This window comes from Stackebrandtia albiflava (genome assembly GCF_007994225.1).
In the GTDB taxonomy this organism is placed as follows: domain Bacteria; phylum Actinomycetota; class Actinomycetes; order Mycobacteriales; family Micromonosporaceae; genus Stackebrandtia; species Stackebrandtia albiflava.
This window is the reverse complement of sequence record NZ_VLLL01000008.1, coordinates 326,921-339,912: the sequence shown is the minus strand read 5'-3', so window position 1 is coordinate 339,912 and position 12,992 is coordinate 326,921. Positions and strand designations below refer to the sequence as shown.

General features: G+C 69.8%; 14 protein-coding genes and 2 riboswitches. Of the genes, 8 read left to right on the top strand and 6 right to left on the bottom strand.

Annotated elements, in window-relative coordinates; translation table 11 throughout:
- Positions 1-43: 43 nt before the first annotated feature.
- The 6 genes from LX16_RS22570 (at position 44) to LX16_RS22545 (ending at position 4,872) form a co-directional block, all read left to right on the top strand.
- Positions 44-340, top strand: a complete 297-nt coding sequence (locus LX16_RS22570) for a hypothetical protein (RefSeq protein WP_147142909.1) — start codon at positions 44-46, stop codon at positions 338-340.
- A gap of 14 nt (positions 341-354) precedes the next feature.
- Positions 355-1,356 carry a WXG100 family type VII secretion target gene (locus LX16_RS22565; RefSeq protein ID WP_147142907.1) on the top strand — a complete coding sequence of 334 codons (1,002 nt, stop codon included), beginning with the start codon at positions 355-357 and terminating at the stop codon, positions 1,354-1,356.
- Positions 1,357-1,360: 4 nt separating this feature from the next.
- On the top strand, positions 1,361-1,657 hold the full coding sequence (locus LX16_RS22560) for a hypothetical protein (protein WP_147142904.1): 297 nt from the start codon (positions 1,361-1,363) through the stop codon (positions 1,655-1,657).
- A 10-nt stretch (positions 1,658-1,667) separates the two neighbouring features.
- Positions 1,668-3,839: a hypothetical protein gene (locus LX16_RS22555; RefSeq protein ID WP_147142901.1), complete on the top strand. Its 2,172-nt coding sequence runs from the start codon at positions 1,668-1,670 to the stop codon at positions 3,837-3,839.
- 168 nt (positions 3,840-4,007) lie between these two features.
- Positions 4,008-4,394 carry a hypothetical protein gene (locus tag LX16_RS22550; protein ID WP_147142898.1) on the top strand — a complete coding sequence of 129 codons (387 nt, stop codon included), beginning with the start codon at positions 4,008-4,010 and terminating at the stop codon, positions 4,392-4,394.
- Positions 4,395-4,455: 61 nt separating this feature from the next.
- Positions 4,456-4,872: a DUF6463 family protein gene (locus tag LX16_RS22545; RefSeq protein WP_211354702.1), complete on the top strand. Its 417-nt coding sequence runs from the start codon at positions 4,456-4,458 to the stop codon at positions 4,870-4,872.
- A 58-nt stretch (positions 4,873-4,930) separates the two neighbouring features.
- Here LX16_RS22545 and LX16_RS22540 read toward each other — a convergent pair whose 3' ends face one another.
- The 4 genes from LX16_RS22540 to LX16_RS22525 all read right to left on the bottom strand — a co-directional run bounded on the left by LX16_RS22540 (position 4,931) and on the right by LX16_RS22525 (position 8,941).
- Positions 4,931-5,920 carry a coiled-coil domain-containing protein gene (locus tag LX16_RS22540; protein ID WP_147142895.1) on the bottom strand — a complete coding sequence of 330 codons (990 nt, stop codon included), beginning with the start codon at positions 5,918-5,920 and terminating at the stop codon, positions 4,931-4,933.
- Positions 5,921-5,929: 9 nt separating this feature from the next.
- A riboswitch (cyclic di-AMP (ydaO/yuaA leader) is annotated at positions 5,930-6,073 on the bottom strand.
- Between the two features lie 105 nt (positions 6,074-6,178).
- Positions 6,179-6,637: a MarR family winged helix-turn-helix transcriptional regulator gene (locus tag LX16_RS22535; protein WP_147142892.1), complete on the bottom strand. Its 459-nt coding sequence runs from the start codon at positions 6,635-6,637 to the stop codon at positions 6,179-6,181.
- 81 nt (positions 6,638-6,718) lie between these two features.
- On the bottom strand, positions 6,719-7,726 hold the full coding sequence (locus LX16_RS22530; protein ID WP_147142890.1) for a coiled-coil domain-containing protein: 1,008 nt from the start codon (positions 7,724-7,726) through the stop codon (positions 6,719-6,721).
- Positions 7,727-7,735: 9 nt separating this feature from the next.
- Positions 7,736-7,892: riboswitch (cyclic di-AMP (ydaO/yuaA leader) on the bottom strand.
- 68 nt (positions 7,893-7,960) lie between these two features.
- Positions 7,961-8,941, bottom strand: coding sequence for an FAD-dependent oxidoreductase (locus tag LX16_RS22525; protein WP_147142887.1), 981 nt, complete (start codon positions 8,939-8,941; stop codon positions 7,961-7,963).
- A gap of 120 nt (positions 8,942-9,061) precedes the next feature.
- On the opposite strand from LX16_RS22525, the gene LX16_RS22520 reads away from it, so the two are divergent.
- Together LX16_RS22520 and LX16_RS22515 are read left to right on the top strand one after the other, a co-directional pair.
- Complete coding sequence (locus LX16_RS22520) at positions 9,062-9,994, top strand: SCO2521 family protein (protein WP_342210871.1); 933 nt, start codon at positions 9,062-9,064, stop codon at positions 9,992-9,994.
- A gap of 58 nt (positions 9,995-10,052) precedes the next feature.
- Positions 10,053-11,066 (top strand): hypothetical protein, encoded by a 1,014-nt coding sequence (locus LX16_RS22515; RefSeq protein WP_147142881.1) that lies wholly within the window; start codon positions 10,053-10,055, stop codon positions 11,064-11,066.
- Between the two features lie 30 nt (positions 11,067-11,096).
- Here the strand turns inward: LX16_RS22515 and LX16_RS22510 are convergent, their stop codons facing one another.
- A complete protein-coding gene (locus LX16_RS22510) occupies positions 11,097-12,077 on the bottom strand; it encodes an SCO2522 family protein (RefSeq protein ID WP_244615945.1) in 981 nt (326 codons plus the stop codon).
- The gene (locus tag LX16_RS22505) at positions 12,074-12,991 is read right to left on the bottom strand and encodes an SCO2523 family variant P-loop protein (protein ID WP_147142878.1); all 918 of its coding nucleotides are present in this window, start codon (positions 12,989-12,991) and stop codon (positions 12,074-12,076) included. The genes LX16_RS22510 and LX16_RS22505 overlap by 4 nt, the downstream gene beginning before the upstream one ends.
- Position 12,992 lies beyond the last annotated feature (1 nt).

Genomic DNA, 12,992 nt, shown 5'->3' with positions numbered 1-12,992 from the left:
GTCGACACCCGTTTCCGGTGGCGATTTCGACAGTTATGTCGACGTGGACGCGATCGCGGAGTTCGCGACCGTGTTCGACACCCTGCGCGGCCACGCGGAGGCGGCCCGTTCCGGCGTCGACGCCGCCGTGGCCGACGGTCTCGGCGAGTTCGCCGAGGCCACCGAGGCGCAGGGCGTGCACTCGCGGTTGAAGGCCGCGCATCTGGAACGGCTCCGCCGACTGGCGACCGCGATCGACACCGCCGACCGGGACACCCGGGACGCGCTCGCCCGGCACGTCGACGAGGAGTCGCTGACCGGTCATGTGATGGCCACCGCCCACGTCCCCGGCACCCGCTGACAGGAGAACCGACAATGGCCGACTATTCGGGAACCGACTTCGACACGCTGATCCGGTACGTCTTCTGCGGCCGGCCCGGCGCACTGGACACCACCGCCGACGAATGGCGGAAGGTCATGGAGTCGCTGGCCGAGGTGAGGACGACCCTCGACGACCGGCTCAAGGCGCTGCGCCCGCACTGGCGTGGCGGTGACGCCGACGCGCACGGTCAGGCGATGACGGACCTGTCGGGGTTCGCCGCCGAACTGTCCGAGGACGCCGCCGACGTCCGGCGGGGCGCGCAGCGGGCCGCCGCGGCGCTGCGGACCGCGCAGGAGGCCGCCACCCCGTTGCGGGAACAGGTGGAGGCCGAGACGGATCCCGTGAAACGGGAGAAGCTGAAGAAGCGGTTGCAGCCGCAGTTGGCGGCGATCATGCAGGCGTTGGCCGACGCGTACCGGGACGTGATGGACACCTGGTGGCACGATCCGGCCGCCGCACCGGACAACCTCCCCGACGACGGGGCGGCCGAGGACCCGGACTTCGACGCGACACTGCCGGTGGCCGAGGCGCCACGGGACTCCCGTCCGGTGTCGCCCTATTCGGACGGTCCGCCTTCGTGGGACGGTTACACGGGCGACGCCGGAGCACCGCAGTACACCGGCGGCACCGGTGTCACGGCCCCCGGGGGCGGGTTGGCCTCCGCCGGGTCGAGCACCGCCACCGCGTCGGCTCCCGCCGCCACCGCCGGACTGGCCGGGGCCACTGCCGGCGTCGGAGGGCAGCCGCACACGCCGCCGCCGGTGGCGGGGCTCGCGGGTGCCGGAGCGTCGGGTGGTTGGGGACCGGCCGGTGCCGGTGCCGCCGCCCGGTCGGGCGGTGACAGGTCGGGGCGCGGGGGCCTGTTCCCGGCCACGGGTGGCGGTGCGGCCCATGACGAGGAGGAGGGCGACGAGACGTGGTTGACGGAGGACCAGGTCACCTGGACCGCCACGGACGCGGCCCCCACCGTGATCGGCTCCACCGAGTGGCGGTGACGGCGTGAGCGGACTGGATTTCCGGGTCCCACCGGAAGGCGTCGACAAGGTCGCCGGGGCGATATCGGAGTCGGCGGCAGCGGTGTCGTCCACCGCGAAACGACTCGACGGGGTGAAGGTGAGTGCACCAGGACTGGCCACCGCCACCGCGTTGTCCGAGTTGGCCGGGGCGTGGCGGACAGCCGCCGATCGGATCGCCGACCAGGTCGGCGGTGTGGGTGGCCGGGTGCGCTCGGCGGGTGCCAGGCACCGGGATCATGAGGCGGCGAAGGCCCGGGACCACCGGGTCGGCACGAATTGAGGATCGGGCATTGAACTTCTCGGAACTCCTCCAGCTCGACACGGGTGTACTGCACAGCGCCCGGGACTCCGCCTCGCAGGCGGGGTCGGGGTTCGACGCGCAGGCCGACGCGATGCGGGAGCACAACAAGGCGCTGAGCGAGATCTGGCACGGCCCCGACGCCCGTAAGGCGCACACGGCACTGGCCGCGACCAGGAGACCCCTGGAGGACTTCGGTCAGGTGTTCAGGATGGTCAGCCGGGTGACCGATCAGCTCGCGGAACGACTACGGCAGTCGCAGGAGGTGCTGCGCGACACCATCGAGACGGCCAAGACGATCCCCGCGACCGTGGACATGTCCACCGGGGTCGTCACCGCGTTCTGGCCGAACGAGTGGCCGACGACCTTCGAGTCGCCGAGCCAGAAGGCGTCGTACGAGGCGGCGTTCGCCAGGAACCAGGCCGACGCCGAGTCGATGACCGAGGCGTTGAGGCAGATCGTGGAACAGGCAAACCGGTTCGACAGGGACGCGTCGAACGCCTTGGCGCGCATCGATACCCCGGCCGAGGCGAAGGCGGCCTACCAAGGCGCCTTCGGGACCGACGCCGATACCGAGGACGCCGAGACGGCGCTGCGACTGTTCACGGAGGCGGGCGGCGGCAGGCTGTCGCCCGCCGAGGTGCGGCGGCTTCAGGAGTTGGTCGGCCAGAACTCGCAGGACTTCGAGTTCGCGGGTGCACTGCTCGCGAAGCTCGGACCTGAGGGGCTGCTCAAGGCGTACGGGAACGTGGCGTTGGAGGGTGGCCTCACCCCGGACTTCCAGGCCGGGATGGGGCGTCTGCTGTCGGCGGCGATGGATCCCGTCAATCCCCACCGTGTCGATCCCACCTTCGGGCAGCGGATGCGCGATCTCGTCGGAGCGCATGTCGCGCTGGAGGACGACGGTGAGACGAAACTGGTGCCCGGCCACGGTCTCATCGCTCCGCTGCTGGAGACCGGCGACTTCGAGTCCACCTTCCTCGTACCGGTCGCCTCCGATATCTACAACGCGGTGAGCCCGCTGAACGCCCGGATGGCCGCGGGTTTCGACGTGATCGGCCCCGAGGCGTTGAGCCCGCTGGGTTCGGTGTTGACGGGACTCGCGAACAATCCCTCGGCGGCGACCACGTTCGCGCTCACCCGACCCGACGTCCTGAAGCACGTCCTGACGCAGCCGGGGGAACGGGTGCCGGGGAGCCCGGTGGACATCTCACTGACGGGGCGGTTCCTGCGGGTCGCCGCCACCGGCTACGACGCCCTCGACGCGGCGTCACCGCGGTCGGGCGAGCACAATACCTGGCAGGCGAAGGCGGCTGCCCAGATCGTGGCGTTGGTGGGTGACCAGGCGAACCTGCTCCGCTCCGACACTCCGGAACTCAACGCCTTCCGCAACGACATGGCCCTGATCGCGGCCGAATACATAGAGGACTTCTACATCGGGTTCAACACTCCGAACACGGAGAAGCTGCCCACCGACCTGAAGCCGCGCGGTGCGCCATTGGACCTCGCACAGTGGAGCGGATTGAGGGGTGATGACAAACAACCGTTGTACGACTTCATGAAGCTCGCCTCGTTCTCGAAGGAGGGCCGCGCGGTCATCACGGGAGCGGCCCTTCCGCTCGCGCAGGTCGAGCTGGCGAAGTCGATCGCCAGGGAGGGCCGCGACAGCGCGGTCGCCATCAACGCGCTCAACGGGTTCGCCCGCCTGATGGGACAGGTCCACAATGGTAGGTTTGCGGTGGGGCGGGAAGAGGTGGCGGCTCTCAACGAGGCCGACGCCACGAGCGCTCGTTGGCTGAAGCTGGGGCTGGGTATCACCGTCGGGTATCTGGCCTCCATCGCGATGCCGAGCCGGCCGTTCCTCGGAGCGGTCACGGCGTCATCGATACCGGAGTTCCTCATCAATCCGATCGTCGATGAACAGGTCAGGAGGAAGCAGCAGATCCGTGAGAGTGGGCTGAATCAGGATCAGTGGGCGGACCTCCGAGCCGAGTACACGCAACAGGTCGAATTGTACGCGCAGGTCATCGAGTCGGTGCGGAATGCGGATCTGCCCGGTGTGCAGAACATCCCGTCGCAGGAGTCCGGGTTCTACGAGCACGCGCTCACCGAACTGCTGCAGGAGTTCGACGTTCAGATCACCGAGGTGCCACAGAAAGACTGAGGGCGCGGGACTCCAGACCGGCGTGTCAGGTCGTCCGGTGTCCCGAGTGCGGCACCCGCCGCGCCGCCCGTCACGCCACTGTGGAGGTATGGGTACCGCCCTCGCCCGTTCACGAGCGATCGAACGGCCACTAGGATGACCGCGACGTGTCGACCGGTGGGAGTTCATATGACCGAGGGATCCGCGCGCCCGTCGCGGCGGACGGTGGCGGCCCGGTACGGGCGGCAGCACGCCGCCGGAGGGGCCATCGGCAGCATCCTCAACGGCAGCCGGAAACCCCGGTGGGACACCCGTCGCGCCACCGGGGTGCTGCTGCTGTCCCCGGCCGCCGGGTTCACCGCGGCCATGGCCCTGGGCGCGGGCAGTGCGTGGATCGGCGCGCTCTCGTTGTCGTTCGCGGCGGCGGCCGCCGGCCTGGTCGCGGCGGAGTGGCGGGCCAGACGTGACCCGGCGGAACGGTCCTCGGAGGACGCCGCCGCGGTGTTACCGGACGGCGCCGGGGGAACCGGGCGGTCGGGTCTCGGTGACGCGTCCCGGGCCGGGAACCACCCGTGAGGGGGAGGCGTTCCCTCTCGCGAGGGAGGGCGTGGCGGCGTCGCGGGCCGAAACTGAAGCCATGACGACGAACTCGCCTCGGGCGCTTCCCGCCCTGTCCGGTGCCGCCCGCACCCTCACCTACTGGGCCGGTGGCTTCATGTTGTTCATCGCCGCCGCCCACACCGCCGTGTTCGCGCCGCACCCGTACTGGGAGCATTGGATCTCGGGCGGGTTGCGGCAGGCGGGTGTGGACCCGGAGTCGTTGGCGACGTTCTGGGCACTTCCGGGCGGTTTCGTGGTCACGTTGGCACTGTTGGGCCTGATGGTGTTGCGGGACGCCCGGGCGGGCGCGGCGGTGCCGGGGTACTTCGGTCCGGTGATCGCCGTGTGGTGCCTGGCGTGTACGTGGCTGATCGGGCCGAGCGGTTTCCTGTCCGGCCTGGTCCCCGCGGCCCTGCTGATCGTGGCGGCCCTGCTGCGGCGGCGGCGGGGTTGACCGCCCACCACGGTCTCGGGTGGTGCGGCCGACCGCGCCGGCACCACCCGGGGCCGGGTCAGAACATCGACACGTGGACGTGGTTGGTGTGGTCACCCGAGGGGGTGCCGTTGCCGCCGCTGTAGGGACCCCAACCGTTCGCGGGATCCCAGAACTGGTTGTACCAGATCACGTACATGACGCCGAGCGAGTCGGCGTTCTCGGTGAACCAGTACGCCAGGTTGTCGCCGTAGGTCTTGTCGCCGCCGGAGGCGACGCCGCCGAAGCCGCCGGCCTGCGCGGAGAAGTCGCACGCCCTGCCTCGCGGATGCTCGCCGCCGTCCTCGGTGGGCCGGTAGCACGACGTGTAACGGTCGAATCCGGCCGACCGGGCCTGGTTGAGGGCGTGGTTCATGCGCGCGGTGATGCATCCGTCAGTGGTGGGGTCGTCGACGGCGCAGCTCTCGGAGGGCCAGGAGCCGTCGGAGTTGCGGGGCGCCGGTTCCGCGGAACCGTAGTCGCCGCCGGAGGGGCCGCTCTGGGCGTCCACCTCGCGTTGCGCGGCGTCCCTGGCCTTCTCCTTCTTCGCCAACGCCTTCTCGGCGGCCTCGACCTCGTCCTCCAGTGCCTGTTCGTCGGCGGCGAGGGTCTCCCGCGCGTCGACCAGCTCCTGAAGCTGCCGGCCGCTCTGGTCGCCCAGGTAGTTCACCATGGACAGACCGGAGATGGCCGAGTCCGGTGACCCGGTGGTCAGGATGGCCGTCGCCGACGGCAGGCCGCCGTTGGTGTAGGCCATGTGGGCGAAGTCGTTGACCTCGACGCTGAGTTCCTCGATGCGCTTCTCGTTGTCGGCGATGCGCTCTTCGAGTTCCTCCTGCCGTTCGAGGGCGTCTTCGAGTTCCTTCTCGGCCTCGACGTACTCCTCCAGGGCCTGTTCGAGTTCCTCTTCGATGCTGTGGCCGTCGTCTTCGGGATCGGCCGCGGCGGGTCCGGCGATCGGTGCGGCCACGAGCGCGGCGGCCGCCGAGATCACGACGGCGAGCCGTCGCCAACGGGGTGTGTTTCGCACAGGGTCCGTCTTTCGTCTCGTTCCGCCTACCGGGTTAGCTGTCGGGTTCGGGCGGCGAGACTGCCCTTCCGCGCGGAGCGGATTCACCCCTGCCGTGTTGACGTGGCGGTGGTTCCCCGGTTCACCCATGGGGTGATTCGGCGGTGGGCCGTCGCGGTCGCCTCCACATGACACGACCGGTTGGGGACGGCGGCCCGGGGCCACTGTATTGCCCGGCGGTGGCGGCGGCAACCACCGCCCCCGGGGAGTGCGTGAATGTCACCGCTGGTAGTCGCGGTGTCGCGGCGGGTCGGCGGGTGGGTCGTCGCGGCGGGCGAGCCGGGCGAGGGCGGGCAACGCGGCCGCTATGGCGTCCCGTTCGGTGTCGTCGAGTCCGGCGAGACGTTCGGCGAGGAACCGGGTGCGGTGCGCGATCCCGCGCCGGAGCGTGATCCGGCCGGTCCCGGTGAGCTCCACCGTCACCACCCTGGCGTCGCGGTCGCGTCGCTGCCGGACGACCAGGCCGTCGCGTTCCAGCCGGTTCACCTGGGCGGTCATGGTGGGGAGTTTGACGCCGTGGCGGGCCGCCAGCGCGGTCATCCGGAGCGGCCCGTCCTCCAGGGTCGCCAGGACGGTCAGTTGCGGTGGGCTCACGCCCTCGTGCGGCGTCGCGCGCAGCGCCAGCACGAGGTCGCGCAGTAGCAGGTTGAGGCTCGCGGCCAGGTCGTGATCGGTCATGCCACCCCTTTTCGCCGGTTTCCCGCCGGTGAGAAGCGTCGGCGGCCCGGGTCACCGCCCGGACCGCCGACGCAGATCCCATCACACCATGGACACGTGGACGTGGTCGGTGTGGTCGCACGACGGGCTCGTACCGCCGCAGCCGGGATACTCGCGCCAGCCGCCCAGCGCCGGTTCCCAGATCATGTTGAACCAGATGACGTACTTGACGCCGAGTTCGCTGCCGTACTCGACGAACCAGCCCGCCAGCGCGTCACCGTACGCCTTGTCACCGCCGACGGCGTACCCGTGGAAACCGCCGACGGCGGCCGAGAAGTCGCACGCCCTGCCGCGCGGATGTTCACCACCGTCCTCGGCGGAGCGATAGCACTTGGTGTAGCGGTCGAAACCGACGAGGATGGCCTGGGTGAGCGCGTGGTCCATGCGCGGGGTGATGCAGCCGCCCGTGGTGGGGTCGTCGACCGAGCAGCTCTCGTACGGGAAGGAGCCGTCGGTGTTGCGGGGGGCGGGTTCGGGTGCGGGGGCGTCGCTTCCGGTCGGACCGGCCGAGGTGCCGCCGCCCTCCGCGGCGACGGCGCGGGCCGCGGCGTCCCGGGCGGCCTTCATGTCGGCGAGCGCGTTCTCGGCGGCGATCACCTCGTCCTCCAACGCGACCTCCTCCGCCGCCAGGTCCTCCTTGGCGTCGACGAGGTCCTGGAGGTGCTGGCCGCTCTGGTCTCCCAGGTAGCTCACGGTGGTGAGCCCGTCCACGGCGCTGGCGGGGTCTCCGGTGGCCAGCACCGACACCGCCGACGGGATGCCGCCGTTGAGATACGCGGCCACCGCGAACTCGTTGACCTGGACGGTGAGTCTCTCGATGTCCTCCTTGGTTCGTACGATCTCGTCCTTGATCTCGTCCTGGCGTTCCTCGGCGGCGTTCAGTTCCGACTCGGCCGCGATGTAGTCGTCGATGGCCTGGGACAGTTCGGAGTCGATGCCCTGTTCCTCGGACGGGTCGGCGGCTGCGGTTCCGACGGAGAACAGCAGGGAACAGGCACCGGCGGCGGCGATGAGCACCGTGAGCCTGCGCCTGAGGGGAAATCTCGTCACGTAGCGGGATCTTTCTTCGTCGACCGCCTACCGGGTTAGCTGTCGGGTTCGGGCCGAAGAACGCCCTACCGCGCGGTTGCGCGGATTCACCCCGGGACTCCACCGCGGTGGTGCCGTTGGGTCCCCGGTTCGTCCTCCTGAGAGCACGACTCGGCGGGAGCCCCGTCGCCGCCCTGACCGCGGCGTGAATGGAACGAAGGCTCCGCGACAGCCTAGAGCATGCGATTCACCCGCTCAACGGTCCACATTCCGTGGCGGACCGGCCACGACGGGGCCGGTCAGCAACCGCAGGACGTCCTGCGCGCATCCCCACGACAGGGTGACTCCGGAACCGCCGTGGCCGTAGTTGTGGATGACCCGGGGGTCGTCGGGGTCGCGTTCCACGCGGATCGCGGACCGGCCGGGGCGCAGCCCGACCCGCCGTCCGACGACGCGGGCGCCGGCGAGCCGGGGTTCGATCGCGACGCATCTGGCCGTGATCGCGGCGGCCTCGTCCTCGTCCCATTCGAGGGACCGTTCCCCGGGCGCCGAGGTCCCACCCAGCACGACATAGTCCTGGTGGGGGAAGATGCAGGTGAGGTCGTTTCCCGCGACGTTGTCCTGGAAGAACTCGGTGATCCCGGGGTTCTCCACGAGGACGAGCTGGCCGCGGATGGGGACCATGTGGTCGTCGTCGGCGAGTTCCTCGGCGCCCAGGCCGGTGCAGTTGACGACGACGCCCTCCAGGTCGCGCCAGGACGTGACGGCATGTCCGTACCGGAGGGTTCCGCCGAGGTCGCCGAGTCGCCGTTCCAGGTGGGTCAGGTAACGCGGCATGTCGACCATGGGGATGGTGTAGCGCCAGCCTCCGGTGTAGCCGGGTGGGACCTCGTGCGGCAGGCACATGCGGAATCCGGGGACGTCCCTGGCCCACTGTGGCGCCTCGTCGAGGTCGTCGTAGGCCTCCACGCCGGGGACCATGCGCACTCCGGAGTCGGGGTCACGTGCCAGGCCGGTGAAGGTGTCTCGGCTGAGGGCGCTCCAGCGGAGTACGTCGTCGTGACCGGCCAGGTAGGGTCCCCAGCTGGCTCCGGCGACGGCGGAGGTGGTGTCGGACGGTGGCCTGTCGGAGACGACGGTGGTGCGGATCCCGGCTTCGGCCAGCACCACGGCGGTGGTGAGACCGGAGACTCCGGCACCGATGACGATCGCCTCGTTGTCGCTGCTTCCGGTCATGTCATTACGCTAGTGACCGTCCATGGTGACAACTGTCAGCAATTTGACACATGTAGATGTGTCATTTTGGGGATAGGCTGTAATCTTCGGGATTTTCGGCACGACAGGGGGTTTCGGCGCATGATGGTGACCGGCGAGGTACACACTGGACTACTGCAGCACTCCGTGGCCTTGACCCCCGACGGCGCCACCGCCCTCCTCGACCTGGTGCCCGGCGAGCCGGTGCGGCGCTCCCACCGGCCTCTGTCACGGGCCCAGTCCCCCGAACTGCTCACCGGTGTCGACTGCGAGATCCCGGTCGCGGGCAAGGCCACCCGCGCGGTGGGCACCGTCCTCAGCCGCGCCGTCATCACCGGCGGACACGTCCTCCAGGGCTCCGCCTTCGCCCACATCGCGGACTCCCCGGCACCACGCAGGTTGAGCTGGCCCCACTACCTCTCCCGTCCCGGCAGGGTCGAACTGCTCACCGCCCGCTCCGACGACGCGCTCGCCGAAGGGCTGCTCGCGGGCCCACGGCACGACGGACAGCTCCGGTTGTCCGCCATCGGAGACCACGCCTACAAGAACGTGTTGCGCAGCGACCGGCTCGACCGGCGCCCACCGCTGCGGCTGCCCGTCACCCGGCTCAGCTGGGTCGCGCGCGAGGTCTCCGGATCCGAACCCGCCGGGCTCCACCTCACCGTGAGGCGATCGCATCACCGCACCCTGCTGATCCGGCAACCGGACCTGGCGGTCTCGGACGTCACCGTGTTGTGTGAGGACATCGCTTATCACGACTGGCTGCTCAGCAGTGTCATCTCCCTGGTGGCGCAGGCCCGGATCGGCGGCGCCGACCGGGACGCGACCATCACACGACTCAAACCCGTCGTCGACCATCTCCTGCATCTGTGGATGCCGGCCGCACACTGCAATGGGGCAATGCGGCAGCGATGGCGGGATCTGGAGCGGACCCCCGGCTTCAGCCGGCAGTGGACCGCGTTGGTCAACCGGATCCGAGATCAGTTGACCCTTGCGATGCTCGGCCGGACCAGCCGCGCCTCGTCTCCCTTCTAACGAATGCGAGATGCCCATGGAACCATCCGCCACGGAAAGGACCCCGATCAAGCAGCGAGTGTCGATAGTCGCACGCAAGGTCATAGTCACCGTCGTCGTAGGCGTCTTCGGGTACATGCTCACCGAGAACGCCCTCAACGACGGGCCGCTCGCGGTCATGGCCTCGGTGTTCCTCGGCGGCGTCGCCTTCGTGACGCAGTTCCTCGTCGACACCGAACGCAAACTCGACGGCCTGCAACGGTCACTGGAACACGAGATCGCCGCGCTGCGACGCGACAACGCCGAACACCTCGAAGCGCTCCGTGAGGCCCATTCGAACCACCAGCGGAAGCTGGACGGGCACATCCGGCGCACGTTCCGGCAGATCAGCGAGGCCACCGAACTGCACGCTCTGGTCAGCGACTCACCGCTACCCGCCCAGGCGGTGTCGGACTGGGTGCGTGCCGCCGTCCAGGTTTCCAAGGAGACGCCCGAGTTGACGTCCCAGGTGATCCAGTCCGAGATCCGGCGCGGCCTCACCTTCATGCGGGAACTGCACAACGGCGCGGGGTCCTACGACGGCGAGGACCGGGACTGGCTGCTCAACCTCGCCAAACTGGCCGAGAACTCCATCAAGGCCACCAGCCTGGCGACAGTGGACTCGGGAACCGGCGCCGGTGACGGCGGCCTGTGGCAGACCGACCTGGGGATGCGCTACCTCGACTACCAGGAACAGGCCATCCGGCGCGGAGTGACCGTCCAGCGCATCTTCATCATCGACATCCCTCAACTCAACCCCCGCGGCCCGCTCGCCGACGTCCTGCAACGGCAGCGCGCCCGTGGCGTCGAGGTGCGCGTCCTGAACCCGCTGTCGATGCACCGCGCCGAGGTCAACGCCAACGCGCTGTACGACTTCATCGTGTTCGACGACCAGGTGACCTACGAGACCATCTCGGCCAGCCGCGCGGACCTCGGTTCCGCGCCCTACATCCGTTCCACGCGCGTGGGCGTCGACCCCACCAGGACCGCCGAACACCTCAAGCACTTCGAGACGCTGTGGAAGATCGCCACCGAGGTGAGCGACCAGTTCTGAAGCCCCGAGACGCCGACCGGACGGGTACGGTCACCGCCACGACGGCCCGAGGAACACGTACCCGATCCGGTCGGCGACCACGTCGGGAAGGCCGATCCCCTCCTGGCCCGCCCGGCGCGCCAGTTGCTCCAGGACCGGCCGCTGCGCGGCGAACGCGCCGATCAGGGTGCGCACGGCGTGTTCCGTCTTCAGGAAACGGGAGTCCATGATCGACAGAGTCCGGTAGGCGGCGAACGGCGCCGGTCGCGGTGTCGACCGCATCACGGCCGGCAGATCCCGCCACGGGACGTCCAGCCGTTCGGGGACCGGCTCCGGGACGGCCACCAACCGGCCCTCGTCGCGCAACAGGCCCAGGCGCAGCAACTGCCACACCGCGGCCAGGAACGCGCAGGACCAGCGTGGGAGCCGGTCGGCGCCGAGATTCCACATCTCCACGTCCACGAACACCGAATGCGGGTTGCCGGCGTTCTCCCGAGGTGGGGTCCACTGTGGTGACGGCGCCATCGCGGGTCGCCCCGCCCCCGCCGTGGATCGCTCGCCGTTGCTCAGCCAACCGGTGACCGACGCCGGAGGCCGCACCCCCGTCGTGCCCGGCGGGGGTTCGTCCACCAACCGGGCGGCCACCAGGGGCGCCACCGCGGAGTCACCGGTGTGCGCGCATCCGGATTCCCTGGCGACGTAGTCGATCGTCACGCCCGCCTCACCGGCGAGGCGGACCACCCGCGGTATCAACTCGTTCGGCGGGGGGATCCCGCCCGAGTAGTCGTCCACCAGGAACGTCGTACAGACGCGCGGTCGCACCGGTGCCAGTTCCCGGGCCGCGATGTCGCGCGCGGCCTCGTACCAGGACCCGACCCGCCGGAAGTATTCGACGAGCGCCGCGTCGTCCCGCGCGTAGTCCTCCCGGTAGAGGTGTCCGAGTTCCACCGACAGGTGCGACAGTGGTTGCCCGTCGGTGCGCGGTGTCGCCTCGTCCTCGTCGAAACGGGCCACCGCCGCCGGTTCGGTCACAGCGACACCCACGAGTACTCGGGTGTCAGTTTCTCGGTCAGGTCGACGAACGCCCGTACCGTCGCGAGATTGGCGGTCTTACGGGTCCGGGTGTCGGCGTTGGTGAGGATCTGTTCACGCCACTGCAACACCGGATCGTGCGGTATCCGGCCGATGGAACCGGTCCTGCCGGCGCCGAGCCTGCCCGCCATCTCGTGCAACTCGTCGTTGCACTCGTGCAGCCACGCCACCTGCGGCGCGGTGAGGCCCGCCAGCGAGCGCGAATCCGGGTCCACCACGGCGGTCCGCACGAAGCGGATCATGTCGCGAAGCCGTTGCTCGTCATGCCCGAGCGAGGTCCCGGTCTTGATGAGCCCCCGCTCGCCGTTGACGAGTCCGTCGGCGGCGAGCAGGTGTTGCCTCGTCCACCGGTGGAACACCAGCCACCGCGCCGCCACGGGTTCCAACGCGGGCATCGCGAGCACCTGGAGGGCGATCTGGGTGGCGTAGGAACGTCCCGCCGACAGGTCCACGAACGTCAGGTCGAACTCCGCCTCCTGGGCGAGGAAGAGGTCCGCGCACCGCGACACCACCTGGGGGTCGCCCTCGAACTCACCGCCGCCGACGTCACCGGGGCACAGCACGAGTTCACCGGCCTCGTCCGGGCGCCGCCGGATCGCCTCCCGTTCGGAGTCCAGCCACACGTTCACCCGGTGGGGAGCCTCGCACAGCCCGCGGAGGTAGGCGTGGAGTCCCCCGTGCGGAGTCCCCTGTGACACGTCGTCGATGTTGAAGATCGTGCCCGCGGTGGGCGAGCCGAAGTCGAAGTCGAGATAGCAGACGTTCCGGCCGTGCAGTGCCGCCTGGTAGGCCAGGTTGCAACTGGTGACGGACCTGCCGGTGCCCCCCTTGTCCGAGGTGGCGAAGACCAGCACC

Bases quoted from the DNA above. Each gene is read 5' to 3' on its own strand.
- LX16_RS22565 (WP_147142907.1), top strand. From the start codon at position 355: ATGGCCGACTATTCGGGAACCGACTTCGACACGCTGATCCGGTACGTC.
- LX16_RS22550 (WP_147142898.1), top strand. From the start codon at position 4,008: ATGACCGAGGGATCCGCGCGCCCGTCGCGGCGGACGGTGGCGGCCCGG.
- LX16_RS22545 (WP_211354702.1), top strand. From the start codon at position 4,456: ATGACGACGAACTCGCCTCGGGCGCTTCCCGCCCTGTCCGGTGCCGCC.
- LX16_RS22535 (WP_147142892.1), bottom strand. From the start codon at position 6,637: ATGACCGATCACGACCTGGCCGCGAGCCTCAACCTGCTACTGCGCGAC.
- LX16_RS22525 (WP_147142887.1), bottom strand. From the start codon at position 8,941: ATGACCGGAAGCAGCGACAACGAGGCGATCGTCATCGGTGCCGGAGTC.
- LX16_RS22520 (WP_342210871.1), top strand. From the start codon at position 9,062: ATGATGGTGACCGGCGAGGTACACACTGGACTACTGCAGCACTCCGTG.